The sequence below is a fragment of the Streptomyces sp. NBC_00557 genome, assembly GCF_036345995.1.
In the GTDB taxonomy this organism is placed as follows: domain Bacteria; phylum Actinomycetota; class Actinomycetes; order Streptomycetales; family Streptomycetaceae; genus Streptomyces.
Map to the genome: position 1 here is coordinate 1,922,447 of NZ_CP107796.1, position 25,330 is coordinate 1,947,776.

Here is a 25,330-nt window from a genome sequence, read left to right on the forward strand (position 1 = left end):
CCTCAGCTGCCGCGCCGCACCCCGGCGGAGACCGTGATCCGGGAGGCCGCCCAGAACACCACGAGGGTGGTGAGGGCGAGTCCGGCGACCAGGGTGGCGCCGCCGACCACCTTCTCGTAGTTCTTCTGGTAGAGCCCGTCGATGATGTACCGGCCGAGGCCGCCGAGGCTGACGTACGCGGCGATGGTGGCCGTGGAGACGATCTGGATGGCCGCGGTGCGCAGGCCGCTCAGGACGAGGGGCAGCGCGACCGGCAGCTCGACCTGGAAGAGCACCCGTGCCTCGGACATGCCCATGCCGCGGGCGGCGTCCACGGGCGAGGGGTCGACGGAGCGCATCGCCTCGTAGGTGGTGACCAGGATGGGCGGCACGGCGAGCACGACCAGCGGGATCATCACCGGCAGCAGCCCGAACCCGATCCAGATGAACATCAGGACCAGCAGACCGAAGCTGGGCAGCGCCCGCCCGGCGGTGGCGATCAGGGCGAGCGCGTTGCCGCCGCGGCCGTAGTGGCCGGTGACCAGGCCGACGGGCAGCCCGATCAGGGCGGCGAACAGCAGCGCCTCCAGGGAGTACTTGACGTGCTCGGCGACCCGGGTGGGGATGCCGTCGTAGCCGTGCCAGTGGGCGCTGTCGCTGAAGAAGGCGTGCGCGAAGTTGATGACGTTCACCGGGTGGCACCCTTCCTCGGCATCCAGGGGGTGATCAGGCGGCGTACGAGGACCAGCAGCGCGTCGGCGAGAACGCCCAGCAGTGCCGTCGTCACCACCGAGTTCACGGCCAGGGCGGGCCGGTGGTAGGTGGTGGCGTCGTTGAGCATGTTGCCGAGGGCGCCCTGGTTGCCGATGAGCATGCCGACGCTGACCAGGGAGAAGCTGGAGACGACCGCCACCCGGAGACCCGCGATGATCGCGGGGGCGGCGATGGGCAGCTGGATCTGCAGGTACCGGCGTACGGGGCCGAAGCCCATGGCCTGTGCGGCGGCCAGGGTCTCCGGGGGCACCGAGCGGACGCCGTCCACGATCGCCGGCACCAGCACCACCAGGCTGTAGACGGCGAGCGGGATCATCACCGTGGTCTCGCTCTGCCCGAAGTAGTCGATGAGGACCACGAAGAAGGCCAGCGAGGGGATGGAGTACAGCACGGTGGTGATGCCGAGGACGGGCGGGTAGAACCAGCGGAAGCGCACGCAGAGCTGGGCCACCGGAAGCGCCACGAGCAGCGCGGCCAGCACCGGCAGCAGCCCCTCGCGCACGTGCAGGCCGACGAGCCCGAGGTAGCTGTGCTGGAGATCGCTCGGGAGGTCGAAGAAGCCGTTCACCGGGCGGCCCTGACGTCGTCGGCGCCGTCCGGGCCGGAACCGCGGGATCCGGTGCCGGTGGTGTCCTCGGGCCGGCCGGATCCGGCGCCGGTGCCCTGCGCGTCGCCCGCCGGTGCGCCGCCGGCGTCGGCCGCCCGGCTGTGGGCGGTGCGGATGGCCTCGCCGATGACCTGCTGGGAGACGACGCCGACGGCGCGTCCGCCGGCGTCCACGGCGACGGCCCAGCCGGTCGGGGACAGCACCGCCCCGTCGAGCGCGGTGCGCAGCGAGTCCTTGCCGGGCACGAACGGCCGTCCGGGGTCGAGGAGTTGTCCCGGGTCGATGTTCCCCGCGGTGAGCCGGTCCGGCTCGCTCCAGCCGAGCGGCCTGCCGTCGGTGTCGGTGACGAGGAGGTAGGGGGCGTCGGCGCGGGCCGCGAACTCGCCGGCGTCGGCGTCGACGGCGACGATCGGCTCCGTCCGCAGTTCGAGCCCGGCGGACGGGAAGAAGGACAGCCGGCGGATGCCGCGGTCGGCGCCGAGGAAGTCCTCCACGAAGGCGTCGGCGGGCGCGCTGAGCAGCTCGGCGGGCGGGGCGAACTGGGCGAGCCGGCCGCCGGTGCGCAGCACGGCGACCATCGTGCCGAGTTTGATCGCCTCGTCGATGTCGTGCGTGACGAAGACGATGGTCTTGCCCAACTCGTCCTGGATGCGCAGCAGTTCGTCCTGGAGGCCCTTGCGGACCACGGGGTCGACGGCGGAGAACGGCTCGTCCATCAGCAGCACCGGCGGATCGGCGGCGAGCGCCCGGGCCACGCCGACGCGCTGCTGCTGGCCGCCGGAGAGCTGGTACGGGTACCGCTTGGCGAGCGAGGCGTCGAGTCCGACCCGGTCCATGAGGTCGGCGGCGCGGGCGCGTGCCTTCTGCTTGCTCCAGCCGAGCAGCCGGGGCACGGTGGCGATGTTGTCGAGGATGGTGCGGTGCTGGAAGAGACCGGCGTTCTGGATGACGTAACCCATCGAGCGGCGCAGGGTGTTGACCGGCTGCTGCCGGATGTCGGCGCCGTCGAGGAGGATGCTGCCCTCCGTGGGCTCCACCATGCGGTTGATCATCCGCAGGGTCGTCGTCTTGCCGCAGCCGGAGGGCCCGACGAGGACGGTGATCGCGCGGTCCGGTATCTCCAGCGACAGCCGGTCGACCGCGACCGTGCCGTCCGGGTACCGCTTCGTGACTGAGTCTATCCGTATCAAAACGCCGAACGCCCTTCGGGTTTGGCAGCTCTCCGCCCGCTTTCGGCCAAGGTCGTTCCGTGCGGGCCGTTGCCGGGAGAGTCTAGACCGCGCGTGTTGCGGCGTTCTTTCGGGCGAGCGGGACGGTCAGACCACCGGCAGGCCCGGTGTGCGCAGCACGCCGCGCGCGGCGTCGACGGCGAACACCTCGCAGCCGGGGCGGGCGGCGGCCCAGGCCGGGCCGCCCGCGCCCAGGGCGAAGGCGGCCGTGGCGGTGGCGTCCGCCTCGGTCAGGGTCGGGGCCAGCACGGTGAGGCTGAGCAGCCCGGTCGCGGGGCGTCCGGTGCGGCCGTCGAGGATGTGGTCGCCGCGCTCGTACTGCCCCGAGGTGGCCACCGCGGCGTCGGTGACCGCCAGCACGGCGCAGACCCGGTCGGCCTGTTCGGGGTGCCGGATGCCGATGCGCCACGGCCCGCCGGAGACGACCACGTCACCGCCGGCGTTGAGGCAGAACCGCCGTGCCCCGGCGGCGGACAGCAGCCCGGCCGCCCGCTGCACCGACCATCCCTTGACCACCGCGCAGGGGTCGAAGGGGCGGCCGGGAAGCCGCACGTCGAAGGCGCCGCCGGTCTCGGCCCGGTACCGCTCGCACAGGCCGAGGACCTCCCTGAGGTCCGCGCTCGGCTCGCCGTCCGCCGGCTCGCCGCGCCCGTACCGGGACACCTCGCTGTCGTGCCGGAACGGGCTGAACCGGGCGTCGACGTGGCGCAGCCAGGCGAAGACCTCGTCCGCGGCCGCGCCGAAGTCGCCCTCGTCGTCGATCCGCAGCGAGACCGGCAGGCCCATGACGTGCTCGACACGCCGCACGTCAGGCCCTGCTGGCGTCGATCGCGGCCTGCAGGGACTGCTTGTATCCGGAACTGGTGATCGTGGCCCCGGACACCGAGTCGATGTGGGCGCTCTGCGCCTTGAGGGTCTCGGCGATCAGCTCGGGCACGGCCCACCGGGTCTGCGGATGGTGCGGCGCCTGGAGCATCCGCACGGAGGCGATCCGGTCGCCCTGGAAGGTCACCTCCACCTGGAAGACGCCCTTGCTGGTGCTCACCGCGGTGCCCCGGACGACCTTCGCCGCGGCCGGGGCGGTGGAGGCCGGGGCCGAGGACGGCACGGGGGGCGGCGGCACCGCGGGCTGTGCGGTGTCGGTGGTCTCGGCCGGCGGGTGGTAGCGCCACAGCGGTATCAGGCCGGCGACGGTCAGGAGGAAGACGGGAATGGCTCGCTTCACGGTGGGAATCGCCCTCTCTCAGCCCGCGAGGCTGAAGCGCTCGAAGTGGATCTGCCGTTTCGGTACGCCCAGTTCGGCCAGGCTGCGCAGGACGGCGGCCATCATTCCGGGGGGCCCGCACAGGAAGACGTCGCGGTCGGCGATGTCGGGCACGAGCCGGGACAGTTCGCTCGGGGCGAGCCGGTCGGGCAGGACCGGTCCGGTCACCAGGTGCAGTTCGGCGCCCTTGGTGAGGGCGAGGTCGCGCAGCTCGTCGTAGAGGACGGCGTCGCGGTCGGTGGACACCCGGTAGATGACCACGGCGTGGCCCTGCAGCTCCTCCAGCAGTGCCCGGATGGGGGTGACGCCGACGCCGCCGGCGATCAGCACGGACTCCGGGCGGGTGCGGTGCAGGGCGGTGAACGCGCCGTAGGGGCCCTCGGCGAAGACGCGGGTGCCGACCCTGAGGTACCGGAGGGAGGCGCTGCCGTCGCCGGCCGCCTTGGCGGTCAGGCGCAGGGTGCGGCCGTCGGGGGCGGCCGACAGGGAGAAGGGGTTGGCCTGCCACCAGCGGTCCCGGCTGAGGAACCGCCAGAGGAAGAACTGGCCGGCGCGGGCGGGCAGCCGGTCCAGGTCGCGGCCGGTGACGTAGACGGACACGACGTCGTCCGACTCGGGTACGACCGCCGCGACGCGCAGCCGGTGCCGCAGGTTCCGCCACAGCGGCAGCGCCACCCGGCCCGCGAGCACCGCGGCGAGGGCGGCGCCCCACAGCGCGTACCAGTACGCCCGCGCGAGCGGCGAGGAGGTGAAGGTGGTACCGGCCGCGACCTGGTGGGTGAAGGCGAGCACCACGGCGACGTAGGTGTAGAGGTGGAGGAAGTGCCAGGTCTCGTAGGCGAGCCGGCGGCGGGCCCAGCGGGCCGAGACGGCGCCGACCATGACGATCAGGCCGAGCGCGACGATGGCGCGCAGCACGCCCTCGACGGTCTCGGCGAGGTTCACCAGCTGGTTCACCGGGTCCATCGAGGACGCCTGCGCGTAGCCGAAGACGATGAACACCGCGTGGGTGAGCAGGGTCCACAGCAGGCCGAAGCCGGTCCAGCGGTGCCAGGCGGTCAGCCGGTCCATGCCGATACGCCGGTCCAGCCAGGGCAGCCGGGCCACCAGCAGCAGCTGGAAGGCCATGAGGAGGGCGCCGTACAGGCCGCAGAGGCGGCCGAGCACGATCAGGGTGTTCGAGGCGAATCCGGCCTGGACGTAGAACCAGGTCGCGACGGCCGCGTTGACGGCGAGCAGGCTGTACAGGCCGGTGCGGGCCACCGCGCGCGGGTGGATCGCCGTGGAGGGCGCGGGACGGGTCTCGAGGGTCGTCACAACCACAGCTCCTTGATCGGTCCTGGGTGACGAGCTTCGCCCGCAGATACGTTCCTTCTCCTGTCGGACGACTTGCACTCGAGTATCGGCAGGCCAGGCGGGAGCCGGCAGCTCCGGCGGGTCCATACGGGTGGGCCGGCCCCGCGGCTGCCCGGGCCCTGAGCGCACCCCCACGACGCTCCCCGGGCCGCCCCGCGCCCCTACGGCGAGACGGCGTGCCTGCCGTACGGCCGGCAGGCCATCGCCGCGACGTCGTCCTCCGCGTGCCGCGCGTCCAGCCGGCTGAGGAGGAGGTCCAGGACGTCGTCCAGCCCGTGCCCGCCCGGGAAGCGGACGGCGGCCAGCCGCTGCAGGGACCGGTCGATGTCCTCGCCCCGGCGTTCCACCAGTCCGTCGGTGAACAGCACCAGGGTCTCCCCCTCGGCGAGCGTGTGGGTGGCCGAGTCGTAGCCGCCGAGCCCGGTGCCCAGCGGCGGCCCGACGGGCACCGGCACCGTCGAGGCCGTGCCGTCCGCCGTGATGCGCACCGGCGGCAGGTGCCCGGCGCTGGCCAGGGTGACCTGGTGCCGGCCGGGGTCGACCCGGGCGAGCAGACAGGTGGCGGGCCTGAGGTCCGCCTCCCGTGAGGCGATCTCGTCCATCTGCCGCAGCACCCGGTGCGGGGGCAGGTCGGCGGAGGCGATGTAGCGCAGGGAGGAGCGGTAGGCGTGCATGTCGACGGCGGCCTCCAGACCGTGCCCCATGACGTCGCCGACGACCAGCAGGGTCCGCCCGAAGTGCAGCCGTACGGTCTCGCACCAGTCGCCGCCGACCAGGACGCCTCCGCCGGCCGGCAGGTACCGCACGGCGATGTCGAGGTTCGGGTGCGGGCGGCCGGGCTCGGCGAGCAGGGCGCGCTGCAGGTCGCCGACGGTGCGGTGGACGCTCGCGTAGGTGCGGGCGTGCCGGATGTGGGAGGCGGCGCGCTCGGCGAGCAGGCCGAGCAGCTCGGCCTCCGCGCGCCGCGGCGGCCGCCCGGGGCGGGCCCACACCAGGACGCCGTACGCGTCGCCGCCGCTGGTCAGCGGCGCACACAGGGCGTCGCGGCCGGCGGTGTACTCGATCCAGGGCTCGGGGCGGGCGCCGAGCACCGGTACGGCCGCGTCGCGGGCCACCGCGGCGGCCCAGCCGGCGTCGGGCAGCGCGCCGGTGTCTCCGCTGACCGCCTCGTAGCCGGAGAGGCTCTCGCCGCTGCGGCGCATCACGGCGGCCGCCCCGCCGGTCAGCCCTACGGCGACCCGGGTCAGCTCGGCGCAGGTCGTGGCCTCGTCCAGGGTCGTGCCGACGCCGGCCAGCGCCTCCCGCAGCGCGCCCGGCCGCGGGCGGGCATCCCCGCCCCGCGCGGGCACCGCCCCGCCGCCTTCGGCCGCACGGCGACGGCCGCTGTCGGCGGGCACGGTCCCGCGACGGGACTGCATCCAGCGCGCCGCACCCCACACCCTCACAGAATCTCAAACCGGAGCGAACCGGGCACCAGCCTCTTGCGTCCCGGCGGCCTCGGTGCCGTCGGCAGGGCGGAGGTGTCAGTCCTCGGCGGGCGTCAGCCGCAGCGAGATCGAGTTGATGCAGTACCGCTGGTCGGTCGGGGTCGGGTAGCCCTCGCCCTCGAAGACGTGCCCCAGGTGGGAGCCGCAGCGGGCGCAGCGCACCTCGGTGCGGACCATGCCGTGGGAGCGGTCCTCGACCAGTTCCACGGCGTCGGTGTCCTTGGGGTCGTAGAAGGACGGCCAGCCGCAGTGCGAGGCGAACTTCGTGTCGGAGGTGAACAGTTCGGCGCCGCAGGCGCGGCAGGAGTAGACGCCCTTGGTCTTGGTGTCCGTGTACTCACCGGTGAACGCCGGCTCGGTGGCGGCCTGGCGCAGCACGGCGTACTCGGCCGGCGTCAGCTCCGCCCGCCACTGCTCGTCCGGCTTCTCGACGTCGTACGGCATGAGCGTCAGCCCCTTCACTGCGACAGGCGGTCCAGGATCAGCGGGCCCAGGTCGGTCACGTCGCCCGCGCCCATGGTGAGAACGAGATCGCCGGGCTTCGCCATTCCCGCGACCACGGCGGGGATCTCCGCCTTGTCGTGCACGGCGGTGACGCCGGCGCCGGCCGCGCGCGCGGCCTCGACGATCAGCTCGCTGGTGACGCCCGGGATCGGGTCCTCGCGGGCCGGGTAGATGTCGAGGACCACGGAGGCGTCGGCGAGGGCGAGGGCCTGGCCCATCTCCTTGCCCAGCTCCTGGGTCCGGGAGAACAGGTGCGGCTGGAAGACGACGAGGATGCGCGCGTCGCCGCCGGCGGCCCGCATGGCCTCCAGGTCGGCGGTCATCTCGGTGGGGTGGTGGGCGTAGGAGTCGATCACCTGCACCCCGGCGGCCTCGCCCTTGAGCTGCAGGCGCCGCTTGACGCCGGTGTACGCGGCGAGCGCGGGCGCCAGTCCGGCGGCCGGGACGCCGAGGGCGGCCCCGGCGGTGAGCGCGGCGACGGCGTTGAGGGCGTAGTGCCGGCCGGGCACGGAGACCGTGAAGGTCAGCTCCCGGCCGTCCAGGACGACGGTGACCCGGCTCTTCAGGCCCTGCGGCACGATCGACGTCACGCGTACGTCCGCGTCCTCGGCCTCGCCGTACGTCACCGTCCGCACGGATCCCGCGAGCCGGCGGGTCAGCTCGCGCGCGCCCTCGTGGTCGGCGGAGACGACCAGCGTGCCGCCGGGGACGATCTTCCCGGCGAAGGTCTGGAAGGACTCGTGGATCTCGTCCATCGAGGCGTAGTTGGCGTGGTGGTCCAGCTCGACGTTGAGGACGATGGCGACCTCGGGCGCGTACTTGTGGAAGCTGCGGTCCGATTCGTCGGCCTCCGCGACGAAGATGTCGCCCTCGCCGTGCAGCGCGTTGGAGCCGGGCGCGTCGAGGTCGCCGCCGATGGCGTACGACGGCTTCAGGCCCAGCTCGGTCAGGGAGACCGCCAGCATCGAGGTGGTCGTGGTCTTGCCGTGGGTGCCGGCCACGGCGATCGGGCGCAGCCCCTCCATCAGCGCGGCGAGCGCGTCGGAGCGGTGCACCACGGGGATGCCCAGCTCGGCGGCGCGGGCCAGCTCGGGGTTGTCCTTGCGGATGGCGGAGGAGACGACGACACAGCTCGCGTCGTCGGCGAGGTGCTCCGCCGCGTGGCCGATGTGCACGGTGACGCCGAGCGCCCGCAGGGCCTGGACGGTCGCCGACTCCTTCGCGTCGCTGCCCGCGACCTTCGCCCCGCGCTGGGCGAGGATCTTGGCGATGCCCGACATCCCGGCGCCGCCGATGCCGATGAAGTGCGGTCGGTCCATGGCGGTAGGAAGGCCGGGTGCCATGTGGTTCTCCCCAAGATTCCGGTACGAGGCTGAGCGGGCCCTAGCCTATGCCGATCCGGGATCCGTCTCCGACCGCCGAGGTCACTGCGCCTTGCTGTGCGAGAACAGCTTGAGCACCGGCACCCCCACCTTGTGCCGGGCGCGGGACGCCCAGTCGCGGTGGAAGAACTCCTCCACGTAGTGGGGGTCGGTGAGCACGATCACCTCGTCCGCGTTCACCTCGGCGACCAGGGACTTCAGCGCGTCCAGCGGATGGTCCTCGACCAGGCGGCCCTCGGCGTCGTTCCCCGAGGCGCGCAGCGCCTGCACGGACACCTCCAGAGCCTGCTGCCCGACGCTCTTCGCCTCCTCCCCCTCGGGGGTCTCGTGTTCGCGGACCGCCTCGTCGAGTTCACCGAGCGCGATGTCGTCGATGGCCCGCAGCAGGCGGTCCGCCTGGTCTCCGCGCGGCTGGAGGAGCACGTGGAAGGCGACCGGCTCGTCTCCGTGCAAGGTCGTGACGAACTCCACGTCGGCGGACGTCAAAGCCTTCTCGATCATCAGAACGCTTGTGAACACCAAACGCCTCTTCTCCTCCGTGGGCCCTGGACAAGGCCCCTGCGGAAACCATCCTGCCCCGTGATCGCACGGGTAGTGCCGCTCCTCAGTCTGCCCCCCGGAAGCTAAACGGAACGGGAGATTCCGCTCATTTCAGGACCGACGGTACCGACCGAACAGAAATCCGGAGTCCTCCAGCAGGGACACGAGTTCGAACCGGTGCGGCACCGCGACCGCCGGGCCCCCGGCGATGCGCTGGGCGTCGCCCGCGGTGAGCATGGGCGACAGGGTCAGGCACAGCTCGTCCAGCACCTCTGCGGCGACCAGCTGGCCGAGCAGCCGGGGACCGCCCTCGGTGAGCAGCCGGGTGTGGCCGAGTCCGGCCAGGGCGCGCACCGCCCGCGCGGGATCGACGGCCACACCCTCGCCGGCGGTCACCACCGTGGCGCCGGCCTTCTCGGCGGCGGCGACGCGGGCGGGGGCGGCCCCGGCCCCGGTCAGGATCAGCGTGGGCACCAGGGGGGAGGTGAACAGGGGCAGCGAGAAGTCCAGGTCCAGGCTCGCGCTGACGACCGCGATCGCCGGCGCCGGGCCCTGTCCGGCGGCCTCGCGGGCCTCGGCGAACTCGGCACGCGCGCGTGCGGGGCGGTACCCCTCCTGCCGTACCGTTTCCGCACCGACCACGATGACGTCCGCGAGCGCCCGGAGCGTGCCGAAGATCCGCATGTCGGCGGCGCTGGAGATGGGCTGGGAGCGCCCGTCGTGCTGGGCTGCGCCGTCGAGCGTGGAGACCATGTTGGCCCGCAGCCACGGCCGCGCGGGGCCCGGCGCGGGCTCCGGGTAGGCGTAGGCGGCGGCCAGCTCGGCGAGGCTCCACTCGCGGTCGGCGTGGGCCTCGTGGTCGGCGTGGCCGCCGGCGCCACCGGGCACATGGGCCACGGCGCTCACACCGACGCCCCTGGCCCCCTCCCTCTCGATGGCCCCGCCGGAGGCCTGGGCTGCTGTTTCGTCGGTCACAGGGAACAGGCGTCGCATGTCGTGCAGTGTGACACGGCGCTTAGCATGGATAACCGTGTCGTCCTCCACCACCACCTCCGGTTCCAGCCCTCTGACCCACGCGGGCCCCCTGTCCCTGTGCGCCCGCGAGCCGCACGTGCCCGCGGACCGGCTGGTCGCCGAGATGGTGCCGCCGCCGCGCTTCGACTCGGTCCGCTTCTCGACGTACATACCGGACCCGAACCAGCCCAGCCAGCGGGAGGCGGTGCAGGTCCTCGAGGGCTTCGCGGCCGGGCTCGGCGGGGCGCACGCCTCCGGAGCCGGCCGGCGCGGCTTCTTCGGCTTCGGGCGGGCCAGGGCACCCAAGGCCCCGGCCGGCCCGCGCGGCGTCTACCTGGACGGCGGCTACGGCGTCGGCAAGACCCACCTGCTCGCCTCCCTGTGGCACGCCACCCCCGCCGAGCCCGCGCTCAAGGCGTTCGGCACCTTCGTGGAGCTGACGAACCTGGTCGGCGCCCTCGGCTTCCAGCAGACCGTGCAGACCCTCTCCGGGCACCGCCTGCTGTGCATCGACGAGTTCGAGCTCGACGACCCGGGCGACACGGTGCTGGTGTCCACCCTGCTCGGCAAGCTGGTCGAGGCGGGCGTGGCGCTCGCCGCCACCTCCAACACGCTGCCCGGCAAGCTGGGCGAGGGCCGGTTCGCCGCCGCCGACTTCCTGCGCGAGATCCAGGGCCTCGCGGCCCACTTCCGCACCCTGCGCATCGACGGCGAGGACTACCGCCACCGGGGCCTGCCCGAGGCGCCTAAGCCGTTCACCGACGAAGAGGTGACGAAGGCGGCATACGCCACCGAGGGCGCCTCGCTCGACGACTTCCCGCGGCTGCTGGAGCACCTGGCCAAGGTGCACCCGAGCCGGTACGGCGCGCTGACCGACGGAGTGAGGGCGGTCTGCCTCACCGGTGTGCGGCCGGTGCCGGACCAGTCGACGGCGCTGCGGCTCGTGGTGCTCGCGGACCGGCTGTACGACCGCGAAGTCCCGGTGCTGGCCTCGGGGCTGCCGTTCGACCGGCTGTTCAGCGAGGAGATGCTGAACGGCGGCTACCGCAAGAAGTACTTCCGCGCGATCTCCCGGCTCACCGCGCTGGCCCGCGACGCGAAGGGTCTCATCGGCTCCTAGCGGCGACCCGACTCGCGGTCAAGAGCCGGATCACGCCACCGGACCAGCACTTTTCACGCTCTCTCGCGCGGGTAACGCGCAGTTAACCCGGCACAGCCCTTTGCCGGGTTAATGTGCTTCTTGACCATCCATTGACCAAGCCTTGGTCTGTGCAAGAGGCGTGCGGTGTGCGAAGGGGGGCGCATGTTCCGAGGTACGACGGCCCGTGCCCTGCTCGCCGCCCTTGCCGTCACCCTGCTCGTCCTGCTGTTCTCCGCGCCCGCGGACACCTTCGCACCCGCGCACCCGCCCAGTGAGGCAACGGCCGGAGCCGGGTGCGGAAGCTGGTCCTGCGCCGAGCCGGAGCGCGAGGAGACGGACCCGGTCCGCGGCTCCGCCTCCCGCCGCGCGGAGGAACACCCCCTCATAGCCGGCCGGGCCGCCGGCGCCGGCGGCCCGAGCGCGCCCGGAACCGCGGCGCAGAGCGCCCCCAGATCCTCCAGAGCGCACGCCCCGGCAGCTCTTCAGGTCTTCCGCTGCTGACAGGTGGCCCGCTCACCCTTCCCCCACGACCGTGTTCGAGTCCGACGCGCCCGCGCAGGCGCGCCAGGAGGAACCCGCCATGCAGCCCCTCATCGACCACGCCCGCACCTTCGGACAGCGCCCTGAGGAGTTCGCCGGGCTCGCCGAAGGCCAGTCCCCGCAGGTGCTGTTCATCACCTGCTCCGATTCCCGGGTCGTCCCGGCCCTGATCACGGGCGCCCGCCCCGGCGAGCTCTTCGAGCTGCGCACCGCGGGCAACATCGTCCCGCCCCACACCTCGCGGCACCCCACCAGCGAGGCCGCCACCATCGAGTACGCGGTGGAGGTGCTCGGCGTCCGCGACATCGTCGTCTGCGGTCACTCGCACTGCGGCGCCGTCGGCGCCCTGGTGCGCGGCGACGACCTGACCGCCGCACCCGCCGTGCGCGACTGGCTCGCGCACGCCACCCCGCGCCCGGCCGGCCGGGCCGAAGACCCCGAGGTCGCCGAGGGCGTGCAGGCGCACGTGCTGACCCAGCTCCTGCGGCTGCGCTCGTACCCCTGCGTCGAGCGCAAGCTGACGGCATGTCAACTCACGCTGCACGCCTGGTACTACGAGGTGCACACCGGCGCCGTACGGGCGCACCGTCCGCAGACCGACACCTTCGAGTCCCTGTGAGCGCGCCGATGCAGAGCAAGAGGCTCATAAGTCGATTCCCTCATCTGCGGCACGACTTCGCCGCCTCCCTCGTCGTCTTCCTGGTCGCGCTTCCGCTGTGCGTGGGCGTGGCCGTCGCCTCCGGGGTCCCGGCCGAACTCGGCCTGGTCACCGGCATCGTGGGCGGCGTCGTCACCGGGCTGATGCGGGGCAGCAGTCTGCAGGTGTCGGGGCCGGCGGCCGGACTGACCGTGCTCGTCTTCGAGGCGGTGAAGGAGTTCGGGCTGCCGGCGCTCGGCGTGATCGTGCTCGCCACCGGACTCCTCCAGGTGGGCATGGGCCTGCTCCGGCTGGGCCGGTACTTCCGCGCCATCTCGGTCTCCGTCGTCGAGGGCATGCTGGCCGGAATCGGACTGGTGCTCATCGCCGGGCAGTTGTACCCGGCGCTGGCGGCCAAGGCGCCCGACTCCGGCCTGGCGAAGATCGCCGGGCTGCCCGGGGCGTTCCTGGACGCCCTCGGCGAGGGCACGGCCATGGCCTCGCTCGCGGTGTGCGCGGGCACGGTCGCGGTGCTGGTGCTGTGGCGGCACGTCCCGGCGCGGGTGCGGGCCCTGCCCGGCCCGCTGGCCGCGGTGGGCCTCGCCACGGCGGCGGTGGCCGCGCTGGGCCTGCCGGTGGCCACGGTGGAGGTGCGGGGACTGCTGGGCTCGGTCCAGCCCCCGCCGCCGGGCGCGTTCGGGCAACTGGCGGACTTCGGGCTGCTCGGCACCGTCGTCGCCTTCACGCTGATCGCGTCCGCCGAGTCGCTGTTCAGCGCGGCGGCGGTGGACCGGCTGCACTCCGGGCCGCGTACCCGGTACGACCAGGAACTGGTGGCCCAGGGCGCGGGCAACACGGTGTGCGGGCTGCTGGGCGCGCTGCCGATGACCGCGGTGATCGTGCGCAGCGCGGCCAACGTCCAGGCGGGCGCCCGTACGAAGGCCTCCCGGGTCCTGCACGGCGTGTGGCTGCTGCTGTTCGCCGCGCTGCTGCCGGGCGTGCTCGCCTGGATCCCGGTCCCGGCCCTCGCGGGCGTCCTGATCCACGCGGGAGCCAAGCTGGTGCCGGTCCGGGCGCTGGCCGTGCTGTGGCGCGAGCACCGGGGCGAGGCGGTGGTCCTGGCCGTGACGGCGGTGTCGATCGTGGCGGTCAGCATGTTCGAGGGCGTGCTGATCGGGCTGACGCTGGCGGTCGTCAAGGCGGCCTGGCAGGCCTCGCACGTCAGGCTGGAGGTCGTCGACAAGGGTGCAGGGCCGGTCGACGCGTATCTCTCCGGCAACGCGACGTTTCTGCGGCTGCCGATGATCCTGGACAGCCTGGAGGCGCTGCCGCAGGACCGTCCCGTCCGGCTCGACCTGTCCGGGCTGCACCATCTGGACCACGCCTGCCGGACCGCACTGGAGAACTGGGCGGAGCGGCATGCGGCGGGGACGGAGCCGGTGGAGACGACGGCGCCGGTGGGGTGAGCCCGCCCGAGGCGGCCGTACCAGGAGGTTCCGTTTTCTGGTACGGCCGTCCGCCGAGGCCATGGCCCCGTTGGGCGGCGGGGGCATATCGTTGCAGAGACGGACGCATCGGACCTCTGTGCGAGGAGGTCGTCATGGTCGAGGATCTGCTGGGTGCGCTCATCGGGGCGGGCTGCGCCGGCCTGGTGTACCTGGCGATGGCGGCGCGCGTGGTCAAGCAGTACGAACGGGGCGTGCTGTTCCGGCTGGGACGCGTCGCGGATGACATACGATCGCCGGGCTTCAACCTGATCATCCCCTTCGTGGACCGGCTGCAGAAGGTCAACATGCAGATCGTGACCCTGCCGATCCCCGCCCAGGAGGGCATCACCCGCGACAACGTCACCGTCCGCGTGGACGCGGTCGTCTACTTCCGGGTGGTCGACGCGGTGAGCGCGCTGGTGAAGGTGGAGGACTACAAGTTCGCGGTGTCGCAGATGGCGCAGACGTCCCTCAGGTCGATCATCGGCAAGAGCGACCTGGACGATCTGCTCTCCAACCGGGAGAAGCTCAACCAGGGTCTCGAGCTGATGATCGACAGCCCGGCCGTCGGCTGGGGCGTCCAGGTCGACCGGGTCGAGATCAAGGACGTGTCCCTGCCGGACACGATGAAGCGGTCCATGGCCCGCCAGGCGGAGGCCGACCGGGAGCGCCGGGCGCGGATCATCAACGCGGACGCCGAGTACCAGGCTTCCAAGAAGCTGGCCGAGGCCGCGCAGCAGATGGCCGACACGCCCGCCGCCCTCCAACTGCGGCTGCTGCAGACGGTGATGGCGGTGTCCGCCGAGAAGAACTCCACGCTGGTCCTGCCGATCCCGGTGGAGCTGCTGCACTTCCTGGAGCGGGGCAACCAGCCGGTCGGGGACGGGGAAAGCCGGCCGGGGCGAGGCGGCGGGCAGGCCGCGCCGGGCGGCGGCGACACCGAGCGCCTCGCCGACGCGGACGCACGGACGGCACCGGACGACGACGCACAGCCCCTCCTGGACGCGGGCGTCCCGCAGATCACACCGGACAGCGGCACCGCGCCCGCCCCGGAGACGGACGACGCCCGCCCTGCCGCGCCGGTCGGTGACCGGGAGCCGCGCTCCGGATAACGTTCCGGGCATGCGCAGGAACTGGGTGATCGCCGTGGCCGCGACGGCCCTCGTGGCGGGCTGCGGCGACGGCGGCGCACCGTCCGCCACGCACTCCGCCGCGCCCTCCCCCACCGCCACCGCCCGGCTGTCCGTGACGAGCACGGCGTACGCCGACGGCGCCACCGTGCCGCGCCGGTACACCTGTGACGGCGCCGACGTCTCGCCTCCGCTCACCGTCACCGGCGTACCCGCGGGGACGGCCTCGCTGGCGCTGGTCCTGCGGGACGCCGACGCCGCGCACGGCACGTTCGCGCACTGGCTGGTCTGGAACATCGGCCCGCACACCACGCGGCTGTCCGCCGGGCAGCGCCCGCAGGGTGCGGCGGAGGGACGCAACGGCTTCGGAAGGACCGGGTACGGCGGACCCTGTCCGCCGCACGGCGACCGGCCGCACCGCTACGTCCTCACCGTGTACGCCGTCGACCGCCGGGTACCGCTCGCCGCGGGCGCCTCGGGCGGCGATCTGCTGCGGGCGCTTTCCGGGCACACGCTGGGCACGGGCGTTCTCACGGGCCGGTACGGCCGCGCATAGCGCGCGAGGCCCCGCCGGGCGTCCCGGCGTACACGGACCGAGGGAAGGGGCGGCCATGGCGGAGAAGAGCGAGAAGAAGAGCGGGACGAAGAGCGAAGGCAGGGGCGGAGGCACGAGCGGTCAGGACCTCCGCAGGATGCTGCGGCTCCCGCCCGGCGAGCCGGTCGACCTGGCCGCGTTCGACACCCGCGCCACACCCGGAGCGCCCGGCGGCAAGCGGGCCGGCCGCGCCGACAGCGCGCGGATGGGCAAGCGGCTGGCCCGGCTGCAGGAGCGGCTGTGGGCGGCGGCCACGGCGGGCGACCAGCGGCGGGTGCTGCTGGTGCTGCAGGGCATGGACACCAGCGGCAAGGGCGGCACGGTCAAGCACGTCATCGGGCACCTCAATCCTTCCGGCTGCCGTATCCACGCGTTCAAGGCGCCCACCGAGGAGGAGCGGCGGCACGACTTCCTGTGGCGGGTGCGCCCGGTGCTGCCCCGGCCGGGCGAGATCGGGATCTTCGACCGCTCGTACTACGAGGACGTGCTCATCGCCCGCGTCCGGCATCTGGCCCGGCCCGCCGAGATCGGCAGCCGCTACGGCCTCGTCAACGACTTCGAGCGGTCCCTCGCCGAGGACGGCGTCACCCTGGTCAAGTGCTTTCTGCACCTGTCCTACGAGGAGCAGCGGCGCCGGCTGCTGCGCCGGCTGGACCGCCCGGACAAGCACTGGAAGTTCGACCCGGGCGACATCGACGAGCGCGCCCTGTGGCCCGCGTACCAGGAGGCGTACCAGCTCGCCCTGGAGCGCTGCGCGGCGCCGTACGCGCCCTGGTACGTGATCCCCGCGGACCACAAGTGGTACCGGAACTGGGCGATCAGCCGCCTGCTGCTGGAGCACCTTCAGGACCTGGACCCGCAGTACCCGAAGGCGGACTTCGACGTCGCCGAGTGCCGGGAGCGGCTGCTGACGGGCCCCTGAGCCGCTGCCGTACCGCAGCGCGGCGCGAAAAGCGCGTGCCCGGCCGCGGCCCGCGTTGCTAGCATCCGACGCATGATCACGCCTTGGCCCCAGCACCGGACGATGCCCCCTCGACGGGGCTGCTGAGCATGGACGCGTGACGCATCCGAGGCCCCGGGACGGGGCCTCGACGTGGTGTGCGGAGCGGCCCTCGTCTCCTGACACCGGAAGGTGTGCGATGACCGCATCCCGCCACTACATCACCACGACGATCCCGTACGTCAACGCCCGCCCGCACCTGGGCTTCGCGCTGGAGCTGGTCCAGGCGGACACGCTGGCTCGCCACCGCCGGCACCGCGGCGACCGGGTGCGGCTGCTCAGCGGCACCGACGACAACTCCCTGAAGAACGTGCTGGCCGCCGAGGCCGAGGGCGTCGACGTGCGCACGCTCGTCGACCGCAACGCCGAGGCGTTCGCCGCCCTGCGCGGGCCGCTGGCGCTGTCGCTGGACGACTTCATCCGCACCAGCCGCGACCCGCGCCACCGCGTCGGCGTGGAGCGCCTGTGGCGCCGGTGCGCGGCCGCCGGCGACCTGTACCGCAAGCACTACGAGGGCCTGTACTGCGTCGGCTGCGAGCAGTTCTACACCGAGGCCGAACTCGTCGACGGGCGCTGTGCCGAGCACGGCACCGAGCCGCAGCGCGTGGCGGAGGAGAACTGGTTCTTCCGGCTGTCCCGGTACGCCGAACGGCTGCACGAGCTGATCGCCGGCGGCGCCCTGCGCATCGAGCCCGCCGCCCGCCGCAACGAGGTCCTCGCCCTGATCGCCGGAGGCCTGCACGACTTCTCCGTCTCCCGTTCGCACACCCGCGCCCGCGGCTGGGGCATCCCGGTGCCCGGCGACCCCACCCAGGTCGTCTACGTGTGGTGGGACGCGCTCGGCAACTACGTCACCAGCCTGGGCTACGGCACCGACGACCCCGCGTACGAGACGTGGTGGGCGGCCGGCGGGCGCCGCACCCACCTGGTCGGCAAGGGCGTGCTGCGCTTCCACGCCGTGTACTGGCCGGCGATGCTGCTGTCGGCGGGGCTGCCGCTGCCCACCGACATCCTCGTCCACGACTACCTGACGGTCGGCGGCCGCAAGATCAGCAAGTCCGGTGGGACGACGGTCGATCCGGTGGCCCTGGCCGAGGCGTACGGCACCGACGCGGTGCGCTGGTGGCTGCTGCGCGAGGTGCCCCGGGTCGGGGACGCCGACTTCACGCCGGACCGGCTGATCGCCCGTACCGACGCGGACTTCGCCGGCGGTCTCGGCAATCTCGTCCACCGCGTCGTGACGATGGTCCACCGCTACCGGGGCGGCACAGTGCCCGCGCTCGGCGGGGACCGGTTCGCGGTGGCCGGACTGCTGGAGGTGTGCGAGCGGGTTCCGGCCCGCGTCGACGCGGCGCTGGCCGGCTTCGACTTCCGCCGCGCCACGGGCGCCGTCCGGGACGTCGTGGAGGAGGCCAACCGCTGCGTCGACGCCACCCGGCCCTGGGAGCTGGCCCGCGCGGAGCGGCACGGCGACGCCGGGGCGGCCGAACGCCTCGACGCGGTGCTCGCCGCCCTGGTGACGGCGTGCCGGGTCCTGGCGAAGGAGCTGCGGCCGTTCGTGCCGGACTCCGCGGCCCGGATCGCGGCGCAGGTGACCGCCGTCGGCGGCCCCCTGCCACCGGCCACGCCGCTGTTCCGCCGCCTCCAGGAGCCGGCCGGGGACGCCTGACCGCTGCGGGGCGGAACCATGTGAGCCGCCGGACCACCGGAGGTTCTCCGCACCGGAGGCTGAGCCGCTGGACCACCGGAGGTTCTCCGCACCGGACGCCGCCGAACGTGGCCGGCGGGATGCCGGAAGCGGATGCTGAACGGCCCGCGGTCGGGGTACCCGGCGGTCATGCACACGCAGCGGCACGTCACCGGCTCGTACTGGCTCCGCACCGCACCAGGCCCCGACCGTCCCGCGCTGAGCGAGGACGTCGACGTCGACGTGGCCGTCGTCGGCGCGGGCATCGCCGGGCTCAGCACCGCCTACGAACTGGCCCGCGCCGGGCTGGGGGTGGCGGTGCTGGAGGCCGGGCGGGTGGCGGCCGGGGTCACCGGACACACCACGGCCAAGCTGACCGCCCAGCACACGCTCGTCTACGACCGGCTGGGGCGCACCCGCGGTCCCGAGGGGGCGCGGTTGTACGCCCGCTCGCAGTCGGAGGCGATCGAGCACGCGGCGGCGCTGGTCGACGAGCTGGGCATCGACTGCGAGTGGGAGACCCGGGACGCGTACACCTACGTGCGGGACCGGGCACGCGCCGACGAGCTGCGGGCGGAGGCGGAGGCGGCCCGGAACGCGGGGCTGCCGGCCTCGTTCACGACGGAGACCGGGCTGCCGTTCCCGGTGGCGGGCGCGGTGCGGGTGACCGGACAGGCGCAGTTCCACCCGGTCAGGTACCTGCGGGCGATCACCGACGACCTCGTCGCGCGGGGCGGCCGGGTGTACGAGGGGACGCGCGTCGTCGGGCTGCAGGAGGGCGGGGAGCCGTGCCGGCTGACGACCGAGTCGGGGCACACGGTCACCGCCCGGGACGTCGTGATCGCCACCCACTACCCGGTGTTCGACCGGGCGCTGCTGTTCACCCGGCTCTCCCCGCGCCGCGAACTGGTCGTCGCGGGCCCGCTGAACGACGGCCCGGACCCGGAGGGCATGTACATCACGCCCGAGGAGAACACCCGCTCGGTGCGCACGGCGCCGTACGGCGCGGACGGGCAGCGCCTGCTCGTCGTCACCGGCGAGCACTTCACGCCCGGCACCGGCGACGTCGAGGCCGGCTTCGGCACCCTCGCGCGCTGGGCCGAGGAGCACTTCCCGGGGACGACCCCGGAGCAGGCCTGGGCCACCCAGGACAACGACGCCACCGACACCGTGCCGTTGGTCGGCCCCTTCCACCCGGCGGCCAGGCACACCTATGTCGCCACCGGCTTCGGCGGCTGGGGGCTGAGCGGCGGGATCATGGCCGGGCTGCTGCTGACCGCGCTGATCACCGGACGGGACTGCCCCTGGCGCGAGCTGTACGACCCGCGGCGGCTGAAGTCGGTGGTGCGCGAGGCGCCGTCGCTGCTGAAGACCCAGGCGGAGGTGGCCCGGCACCTGGTCGGCGACCGGCTGAAACCGCCGGGTTCGGTGGACGGCCTGGAGCCCGGCGACGGGGCGGTGGTCCGGGTGGACGGCAGGCGGGTGGCGGTGCACCGGGACGAGGAGGGACGCCTGCACGCGGTGTCGGCCCGCTGCACGCACCTCGGCTGCCTGGTCTCCTTCAACCGGGCCGAGCGCGCCTGGGAATGCCCCTGCCACGGCTCCCGCTTCGCCGTCGACGGCACGGTCCTGCAGGGCCCGGCCGTCCGGCCGCTGGAGCAGCGGGACCTGTGAGGCTCCTGCCGTCCGCACCACCGTGCAGTGGTCCTCGTCGCTTGGGGCAGCGTGCTGTGCCGGGAACCGACGGAGTACCCGGAGTCGTACAAGGGCATCACGCTGTGCCCTCGCTGTGCATGGCAGGAGGCGCAGCGCACGGCCTGCTCAGGGTGACCGGCGGGCGGTGAGCGCGGCGGCCGCGGCGAAGGCGGCGGCCGTGCACAGGACCGCGCCGGCCAGCGGCAGCAGCGGCACCGGCGCCCGGCCGCTCTGCGAACCGGTGACCAGACCGCTGACGGCGGCCTGCGCCGGGGACCCGGTGAGCACCACCGCCAGCAGCATCGCGGGCACGGCCCGGCCGGTGGCGCGCAGCAGCGGCCGGTGGGTCGGCCGCGCCGAGCAGCGCACAGGTGAGCGTGGCCGGCAGTCCGGCCGCGGCGGCCCGCGGCAGCGGCACCCGGACCTGGCGGCCGTTGCTCGCCGGGGCGCTGATCAGCGTCACCACCACGGTCGCCGCCAGCCCGAGCCCCACCGCCGCGAGCAGCGCCGTCAGCAGGCAGGCGAGGTGCGCCCGGGCCGAAGCGCTCCAGCCAGGCGCCGGCGGCGTGGGCGGCGGATCTGCGGCCGAGTCCGTGGACGGTGCCGAGGTGGGTGAGGTAGCCGAGGGCGGTGAAGGGAAGCGCCGAGGGGAAACGCTCCGGTACGTACGCCGTGCGCGGGCGGCCCGTGATCCGGCCCTCCGTCGGCGCGTCCAGGCGGGCGAGGAGGCGGAGGAGGGGGGACTTCCCGGTGCCGTTCGCTCCTTCTATACGGGTGAGGGTGCCGGGGCTGAGGGTGAGGTCGACGCCCCGTAACACCCAGGAGCCGCGCAGGCCGTAGCGGCGGCCCACGCTGCCAGCCGTAGCTCACGTTGCATGGGAGCATTGTGGCCGCTCACGCCCGCCGGACGGAGCCGGGGACCGTCGCCGGCCCCCTTAAGGTTGACTGCTGTGAGCCAGGTTTCAGCGTCCCCCGGAGACAGTCCCGTCCAGGCCGAGCGCGGCCCGCGCGACGAGGCGCCCCAGTTCGTGCTGCCCCTCGTCGTGCGGATCGAGCGCGCCGCGCCGCCCGCGCGCACCGACGCGCTGGAGACGGCCGCACGGGCGGTGCTCGTGCTGCTCGGGGACGAGCGGGCGCACGGGGACGGCGAGTGGGCCGAGGCGGTGCGCGACTGGCAGGACGCGCGGATCCGCAAGGTGGTCCGTCGGGCGCGTGGCGCCGAGTGGCGGCGGGCCGAGGCGCTGCCCGGGATCACGGTGACCGGCAAGTCCGCGCAGGTACGGGTCTTTCCGCCGGTCCCGCTCGACGGCTGGCCCAAGGACCTTGCGAGGCTCCAGGTGTCCGGCACCGAGCTGGACGACCCCGAGCCGCCCGTCGCCGCCGACCCGGCGCAGCCGGTGCTGTGGCTGAACCCCGGACTGGAGATGTCCGCCGGGAAGGCGATGGCGCAGGCCGGGCACGGTGCCCAGCTGGCCTGGTGGGCGCTGTCCGACGCGGAGCGCGCCGCCTGGCGGGACGCCGGCTACGCGCTGGCCGTCCGCACGGCCGGTCCCGCCGACTGGCCCCGGCTGACGGGCAGCGGCCTGCCGGTCGTCCGCGACGCGGGCTTCACCGAGATCGCACCGGGCAGCTGCACGGTGGTCGCCGACCACCCGGCGCTGCGCTAGGTCACCGGGCCGCTGCGAGGCGTCAGCCGGGGTCGCTGAGGCCTCCGCCTGGGCCGCTGTAAGGCGTCAGCCGGGGTCGCTGCGGCCTCCGCCGGAGTCGCTGCAAGGCATCCGCCGGTAGCCGCTGTGGGGCGTGGGGCGCCCGCAGGGCCGTGCTCCGGGCGGTGGGCGGCGTGGGACCAGGCCGGGGCGAAGCTCAAATGTTGCTCTGAACACGGCGCGGACATGATTCGCGGCCGGTCGCCCGGGCCATACCCCCGTCATTCCGCGGACAGATCCGCGAAGGAGGGGTGGGACCATGCGGCGACTGGGCACGGGGATCGGCTGGCGGCCGGAGATCGCGGACGCCGTGGAGCGGCTGCCGGGCATCGACTGGGTGGAGGTCGTGGCCGAGAACGTCTGTCCCGGGCACCTGCCGGAGTCGCTGCTGCGGCTGCGCGAGCGCGGCGTGGCCGTGGTCCCGCACGGCGTCTCCCTGGGCCTGGGTGGCGCCGACCGCCCCGACGGGGCACGGCTGACGGCGCTGGCGGAGCGGGCCGAGGCGCTCGGCTCCCCGCTGGTCACCGAGCACGTCGCGTTCGTCCGCGCGGGCGGCCCGCTGACCGCCTCCCCGCGGCTGGAGGCCGGGCATCTGCTGCCGGTGCCGCGCACGAGGGACGCCCTGGACGTGCTCTGCGAGAACGTGCGCATCGCTCAGGACGCGCTGCCGGTGCCGCTGGCCGTGGAGAACATCGCCGCGCTGTTCTCCTGGCCGGACGAGGAGCTGACCGAGGGGCAGTTCCTGTCGGAGCTGGTCGAGCGCACCGGCGTGCGCCTGCTGATCGACGTGGCCAACCTGCACACCAACCACGTCAACCGCGGCGAGGACCCGGCCGAGGCGCTGGCCGCGCTGCCCGTGGAGGCGATCGCCTACGTGCATGTCGCGGGCGGCTTCGAACGCGACGGCGTCTGGCACGACAGCCACGCCCACCCCGTGCCGCGCCCGGTGTACGACATCCTGACCGACCTCGCCGCCCGCACCGCCCCGCCCGGAGTCCTCCTGGAACGGGACGAGAACTTCCCCGGACCGGCCGAGCTGGAGCGGGAGTTGACGTCGATCCGGGACGCGGTCCGGGCCGGGCGCGCGCGGGCCGGCGCGGGGCCGGCGCCGTCCGCCGCGCAAGACCCGGCGGGCGGCGGGGACGCCACCGTCGCACCCCCTGCGCAGACCGGCGCCCGGGAGCGGCTCGCCGTCTCCCAGGCCGCCGTGCTCTCCTCCCTGGTCGCCGGCACGCCGGTGCCCGAGGGCTTCGACCGGGTACGGATGCGGGTGCAGGCACGGGCCCTCGCCGCCAAGCGGGCGGACGTGGTGGCGAAGGTGGCCCCCGAACTGCCGGTCATCCTCGGCGAGGGATACCGGGCGGCTTTCCTGGACTACGCCCGGGCACGCCCGATGACCGGGGGCTACCGCCGCGACGCCCTGGACTTCGCCGCCCACCTGCTCGACTCCGGCCGCCCGGCCAGCGCTGCCTCCCGCCGCCGGCTCCGGGAGTGGTGGCTGGACCGCTCGGGCCCGGCTCCGCGGTCCGGTGGGCGGATGACCCGGGCGGCACGGAAGGTGCTGCTGCGAAGAGTGTGAACGGACTGCCCGCAGGCGACGACGGCGACGAACACCCCAAGGGGCGCGGGGAACCGCGCGACCAGCCACAACGCGCCCGCACCCGCCGACGCTCGATCAGCCCCGACGCCCACGCGCACCCCGCCCACGCCCCGCGGCAGCGACCCGCGCCCGAGTAATATGCCGCCCGCACCCACCCCCCATGCACATCCGCGTGCGGTGCGCTGACAGGAGGCGTCATGCGACCCCGGCCCCCGATCAAGGGCAGAGGCATATTCAGCGGCACAGGCCTCGTCATCGCGGGCCTCGCGGCGACCGCGACGGCGCTGCTGTACCCGCTGTGGTCGTACGCCGACCGCCCGGGCCCCGCGGCCGGCGCCACCGTGCTGAGCACGCAGACCGTCACCACCCCGTACGGCCCCCTGTCGGCGCAGGACCGGGACCTCATCACCGGCGTCCGGCTGGCGAGCCTGTGGGAGCTGACCGCCGGGGAGCTCGCGGAGCGCAAGGGCACCACGGCGGCCGTCCGCACGGCGGGTCGGCACCTGGTCGACGGGCACACCTCGCTGGACGGCCATCTCCGCACCGTCGCGGGCCAGCTCGGCGTGCCGCTGCCCAACGAACCGAACGCCCAGCAGAAGCAGTGGCTGGACACGCTGCGCTCGGCGCAGGGCCAGGACTTCGACCGCCGGTTCGCCGGTCTCGTCCGGCTCGCCCAGGGCCGGATGTACGCGCAGGTCGCCCAGGTCCGGGCCGGCACCCAGAACTCCCTGGTCCGCGATCTCGCCGACGACGCGGACGCGACCACCCTGGACCACATCAAGGTGCTGGAGGCGACGGGGTACGTCGACTTCGCGGCGCTGGCCCAGGAGCTGGCGGCGTCCCCCAGCCCCGTGCCGACCCCGCCTGCCGTGGACCCCTCCGCCGCGGTGCCGGTCGCCCCGTCGCCGCAGGAGTCGTACTCCATGCCCCCCGCCACCACCAGCCCGCCGCCGGGGACCGGCGGCTCCTGACGGCCCGGACCCGGTCGGCCCGGGCGCGGAAACGGAACGTCACAGACCTGTGACACCGTGTCCGGATGATGAACAAGGCATGGCGCTCACCCGGGCCTCTGGCATAGAAACGCGTCATGTTCTGGGTCCTTCTCCTGCTTCTGGCCTGGGCTTTCGCCGGTACGGCGTGCACCCGGCTGTGCCTGGCGGCCGTCCGCGCCGCAGCCCTGGACGCGGATGCCGCGACGGTGGACTCCGAGCGCGAACTGACGCTGTACGAGGCGGCCTTCCTCTCCGGCGGCCCGGTCCGGGTCGCCGATGTGACGATGGTGTCCATGGCCCGCCAGCGCCGCCTGCTGCTCGCGCACACCGGCTGGGCCACGGTCGTGGATCCGCTGGGGCGTGACGAGATCGAGCAGTCGGTCATAGGGGCCATCGGCCCGGAGGGACAGTCGCGCATCGCGCCCGCGCGGGCCCGGGCGGCCGGCGCCGAGGCCGTACGGCGGCTCGCCGACCGGCTGGTGCGGGCCGGGCTCGCCGTCCCCGAGGGCGCCGGGACGACCGTGGGCGCCGCGGTGCGCCAGGTGCGCGCCGCCGCGCTGGCCGTGGCCGCCCTGGGGGCGACCGCGCTGCTGCTGCCGGTCGGGACCGGGACGCCGCGGCTGCTGGTCGGCCTGTGGTTCGCCCTGCCGCTCACGCTGTCCCTGAGCTGCCTGGCCATCGCCCGCTTCGAGGCGCACCCGTACACCCGCTGGGCCTCTCCCGCCGGGCAGCGGCTGCTGGAGGCGCTGGCGCGCCGGCCGGCCGGTGACGAGCGGTCGTTCCTCACCTCGGTCGCCGTGCGCGGGATCCGGGCGATCGGCGAGCCGCGGCTGCGCGCCGCCTTCACCCACCGCGACCAGCCCTGGCGGGAGTGAGGGCGTCCGGGGGCCGCCGGGGGCGCATAGGGGGCATTGCGGCCGACACCGGCCGGGTGGTGCTTGCCTTCACCGGGGGGCGAACGAAACATCCCTTCTGTTGACGCCG

At 74.1% G+C, this 25,330-nt stretch carries 25 protein-coding genes and 2 pseudogenes; 14 read left to right on the forward strand and 13 right to left on the reverse strand.

Annotation, left to right across the window (positions count from 1 at the left end):
• Positions 1-2 precede the first annotated feature (2 nt).
• From OG956_RS07780 to OG956_RS07830, 11 genes are all read right to left on the reverse strand, one after another.
• Positions 3-671, reverse strand: coding sequence for an ABC transporter permease (locus tag OG956_RS07780; RefSeq protein WP_330337210.1), 669 nt, complete (start codon positions 669-671; stop codon positions 3-5).
• Positions 668-1,321 (reverse strand): ABC transporter permease, encoded by a 654-nt coding sequence (locus OG956_RS07785; RefSeq protein ID WP_330337211.1) that lies wholly within the window; start codon positions 1,319-1,321, stop codon positions 668-670. Before OG956_RS07785 ends, OG956_RS07780 begins: the two co-directional genes overlap by 4 nt.
• A complete protein-coding gene (locus OG956_RS07790; RefSeq protein WP_330337212.1) occupies positions 1,318-2,550 on the reverse strand; it encodes an ABC transporter ATP-binding protein in 1,233 nt (410 codons plus the stop codon). The genes OG956_RS07785 and OG956_RS07790 overlap by 4 nt, the downstream gene beginning before the upstream one ends.
• Positions 2,551-2,676: 126 nt before the next feature.
• The gene (locus tag OG956_RS07795) at positions 2,677-3,396 is read right to left on the reverse strand and encodes an FAD:protein FMN transferase (RefSeq protein ID WP_330337213.1); all 720 of its coding nucleotides are present in this window, start codon (positions 3,394-3,396) and stop codon (positions 2,677-2,679) included.
• Position 3,397: 1 nt separating this feature from the next.
• Positions 3,398-3,814, reverse strand: coding sequence for an FMN-binding protein (locus tag OG956_RS07800; protein WP_330337214.1), 417 nt, complete (start codon positions 3,812-3,814; stop codon positions 3,398-3,400).
• 18 nt (positions 3,815-3,832) lie between these two features.
• Positions 3,833-5,170, reverse strand: coding sequence for a ferredoxin reductase family protein (locus tag OG956_RS07805; protein WP_330337215.1), 1,338 nt, complete (start codon positions 5,168-5,170; stop codon positions 3,833-3,835).
• A 200-nt stretch (positions 5,171-5,370) separates the two neighbouring features.
• The gene (locus OG956_RS07810) at positions 5,371-6,627 is read right to left on the reverse strand and encodes a PP2C family protein-serine/threonine phosphatase (protein ID WP_330337216.1); all 1,257 of its coding nucleotides are present in this window, start codon (positions 6,625-6,627) and stop codon (positions 5,371-5,373) included.
• A gap of 105 nt (positions 6,628-6,732) precedes the next feature.
• On the reverse strand, positions 6,733-7,140 hold the full coding sequence (gene msrB, locus OG956_RS07815; RefSeq protein ID WP_330337217.1) for a peptide-methionine (R)-S-oxide reductase MsrB: 408 nt from the start codon (positions 7,138-7,140) through the stop codon (positions 6,733-6,735).
• A gap of 14 nt (positions 7,141-7,154) precedes the next feature.
• On the reverse strand, positions 7,155-8,543 hold the full coding sequence (gene murC, locus OG956_RS07820; protein ID WP_330337218.1) for a UDP-N-acetylmuramate--L-alanine ligase: 1,389 nt from the start codon (positions 8,541-8,543) through the stop codon (positions 7,155-7,157).
• Between the two features lie 81 nt (positions 8,544-8,624).
• A complete protein-coding gene (locus tag OG956_RS07825; RefSeq protein ID WP_330337219.1) occupies positions 8,625-9,101 on the reverse strand; it encodes an indole-3-glycerol phosphate synthase in 477 nt (158 codons plus the stop codon).
• A gap of 132 nt (positions 9,102-9,233) precedes the next feature.
• A complete protein-coding gene (locus OG956_RS07830; RefSeq protein ID WP_330337220.1) occupies positions 9,234-10,115 on the reverse strand; it encodes a pyrimidine reductase family protein in 882 nt (293 codons plus the stop codon).
• A 37-nt stretch (positions 10,116-10,152) separates the two neighbouring features.
• On the opposite strand from OG956_RS07830, the gene zapE reads away from it, so the two are divergent.
• The 9 genes from zapE (at position 10,153) to OG956_RS07875 (ending at position 20,027) form a co-directional block, all read left to right on the forward strand.
• A complete protein-coding gene (zapE, locus tag OG956_RS07835) occupies positions 10,153-11,256 on the forward strand; it encodes a cell division protein ZapE (protein WP_330337221.1) in 1,104 nt (367 codons plus the stop codon).
• Positions 11,257-11,439: 183 nt separating this feature from the next.
• Positions 11,440-11,778 (forward strand): hypothetical protein, encoded by a 339-nt coding sequence (locus tag OG956_RS07840; RefSeq protein ID WP_330337222.1) that lies wholly within the window; start codon positions 11,440-11,442, stop codon positions 11,776-11,778.
• 79 nt (positions 11,779-11,857) lie between these two features.
• The gene (locus OG956_RS07845; RefSeq protein ID WP_330342771.1) at positions 11,858-12,436 is read left to right on the forward strand and encodes a carbonic anhydrase; all 579 of its coding nucleotides are present in this window, start codon (positions 11,858-11,860) and stop codon (positions 12,434-12,436) included.
• Positions 12,437-12,444: 8 nt separating this feature from the next.
• The gene (locus OG956_RS07850) at positions 12,445-13,920 is read left to right on the forward strand and encodes a SulP family inorganic anion transporter (RefSeq protein WP_330337223.1); all 1,476 of its coding nucleotides are present in this window, start codon (positions 12,445-12,447) and stop codon (positions 13,918-13,920) included.
• A 134-nt stretch (positions 13,921-14,054) separates the two neighbouring features.
• A complete protein-coding gene (locus tag OG956_RS07855) occupies positions 14,055-15,053 on the forward strand; it encodes a slipin family protein (RefSeq protein WP_330337224.1) in 999 nt (332 codons plus the stop codon).
• 10 nt (positions 15,054-15,063) lie between these two features.
• Positions 15,064-15,627, forward strand: coding sequence for a YbhB/YbcL family Raf kinase inhibitor-like protein (locus tag OG956_RS07860; RefSeq protein WP_330337225.1), 564 nt, complete (start codon positions 15,064-15,066; stop codon positions 15,625-15,627).
• A 55-nt stretch (positions 15,628-15,682) separates the two neighbouring features.
• Positions 15,683-16,588 (forward strand): PPK2 family polyphosphate kinase, encoded by a 906-nt coding sequence (locus OG956_RS07865; protein WP_443065540.1) that lies wholly within the window; start codon positions 15,683-15,685, stop codon positions 16,586-16,588.
• A 217-nt stretch (positions 16,589-16,805) separates the two neighbouring features.
• Entirely contained in the window at positions 16,806-18,335 is a 1,530-nt protein-coding gene (gene metG, locus OG956_RS07870) for a methionine--tRNA ligase (protein WP_330337226.1), read from the forward strand.
• A gap of 168 nt (positions 18,336-18,503) precedes the next feature.
• Entirely contained in the window at positions 18,504-20,027 is a 1,524-nt protein-coding gene (locus tag OG956_RS07875; RefSeq protein ID WP_330337227.1) for an FAD-dependent oxidoreductase, read from the forward strand.
• Positions 20,028-20,174: 147 nt separating this feature from the next.
• Here OG956_RS07875 and OG956_RS07880 read toward each other — a convergent pair.
• A pseudogene (locus tag OG956_RS07880) lies at positions 20,175-20,586 on the reverse strand (ABC transporter); the annotation flags it as partial.
• A pseudogene (locus OG956_RS07885) lies at positions 20,576-20,925 on the reverse strand (ATP-binding cassette domain-containing protein); the annotation flags it as partial. The pseudogenes OG956_RS07880 and OG956_RS07885, both read right to left, overlap by 11 nt.
• 73 nt (positions 20,926-20,998) lie before the next feature.
• Between OG956_RS07885 and OG956_RS07890 the strand changes: the two are divergent.
• The 5 genes from OG956_RS07890 (at position 20,999) to OG956_RS07910 (ending at position 25,221) form a co-directional block, all read left to right on the forward strand.
• Complete coding sequence (locus tag OG956_RS07890) at positions 20,999-21,715, forward strand: peptidyl-tRNA hydrolase (protein ID WP_330337228.1); 717 nt, start codon at positions 20,999-21,001, stop codon at positions 21,713-21,715.
• Between the two features lie 298 nt (positions 21,716-22,013).
• A complete protein-coding gene (locus tag OG956_RS07895; RefSeq protein WP_330337229.1) occupies positions 22,014-23,333 on the forward strand; it encodes a DUF692 domain-containing protein in 1,320 nt (439 codons plus the stop codon).
• Entirely contained in the window at positions 23,330-23,491 is a 162-nt protein-coding gene (locus OG956_RS07900; RefSeq protein ID WP_330337230.1) for a hypothetical protein, read from the forward strand. The genes OG956_RS07895 and OG956_RS07900 overlap by 4 nt, the downstream gene beginning before the upstream one ends.
• A gap of 60 nt (positions 23,492-23,551) precedes the next feature.
• A complete protein-coding gene (locus OG956_RS07905; protein WP_330337231.1) occupies positions 23,552-24,325 on the forward strand; it encodes a DUF4142 domain-containing protein in 774 nt (257 codons plus the stop codon).
• A gap of 116 nt (positions 24,326-24,441) precedes the next feature.
• Positions 24,442-25,221 (forward strand): TIGR04222 domain-containing membrane protein, encoded by a 780-nt coding sequence (locus tag OG956_RS07910; RefSeq protein ID WP_330337232.1) that lies wholly within the window; start codon positions 24,442-24,444, stop codon positions 25,219-25,221.
• The last annotated feature ends 109 nt before the right edge of the window (positions 25,222-25,330 follow it).

What these genes read in the sequence shown, in the direction of transcription:
- murC (WP_330337218.1), bottom strand. Translation starts at nt 8,543, where the DNA reads ATGGCACCCGGCCTTCCTACCGCCATGGACCGACCGCACTTCATCGGC.
- OG956_RS07910 (WP_330337232.1), top strand. Translation starts at nt 24,442, where the DNA reads ATGTTCTGGGTCCTTCTCCTGCTTCTGGCCTGGGCTTTCGCCGGTACG.
- OG956_RS07850 (WP_330337223.1), top strand. Translation starts at nt 12,445, where the DNA reads ATGCAGAGCAAGAGGCTCATAAGTCGATTCCCTCATCTGCGGCACGAC.
- OG956_RS07875 (WP_330337227.1), top strand. Translation starts at nt 18,504, where the DNA reads ATGCACACGCAGCGGCACGTCACCGGCTCGTACTGGCTCCGCACCGCA.
- OG956_RS07845 (WP_330342771.1), top strand. Translation starts at nt 11,858, where the DNA reads ATGCAGCCCCTCATCGACCACGCCCGCACCTTCGGACAGCGCCCTGAG.
- OG956_RS07860 (WP_330337225.1), top strand. Translation starts at nt 15,064, where the DNA reads ATGCGCAGGAACTGGGTGATCGCCGTGGCCGCGACGGCCCTCGTGGCG.
- metG (WP_330337226.1), top strand. Translation starts at nt 16,806, where the DNA reads ATGACCGCATCCCGCCACTACATCACCACGACGATCCCGTACGTCAAC.
- OG956_RS07840 (WP_330337222.1), top strand. Translation starts at nt 11,440, where the DNA reads ATGTTCCGAGGTACGACGGCCCGTGCCCTGCTCGCCGCCCTTGCCGTC.
- OG956_RS07895 (WP_330337229.1), top strand. Translation starts at nt 22,014, where the DNA reads ATGCGGCGACTGGGCACGGGGATCGGCTGGCGGCCGGAGATCGCGGAC.
- msrB (WP_330337217.1), bottom strand. Translation starts at nt 7,140, where the DNA reads ATGCCGTACGACGTCGAGAAGCCGGACGAGCAGTGGCGGGCGGAGCTG.
- OG956_RS07810 (WP_330337216.1), bottom strand. Translation starts at nt 6,627, where the DNA reads ATGCAGTCCCGTCGCGGGACCGTGCCCGCCGACAGCGGCCGTCGCCGT.
- OG956_RS07855 (WP_330337224.1), top strand. Translation starts at nt 14,055, where the DNA reads ATGGTCGAGGATCTGCTGGGTGCGCTCATCGGGGCGGGCTGCGCCGGC.
- OG956_RS07865 (WP_443065540.1), top strand. Translation starts at nt 15,683, where the DNA reads ATGGCGGAGAAGAGCGAGAAGAAGAGCGGGACGAAGAGCGAAGGCAGG.
- OG956_RS07905 (WP_330337231.1), top strand. Translation starts at nt 23,552, where the DNA reads ATGCGACCCCGGCCCCCGATCAAGGGCAGAGGCATATTCAGCGGCACA.
- OG956_RS07830 (WP_330337220.1), bottom strand. Translation starts at nt 10,115, where the DNA reads ATGCGACGCCTGTTCCCTGTGACCGACGAAACAGCAGCCCAGGCCTCC.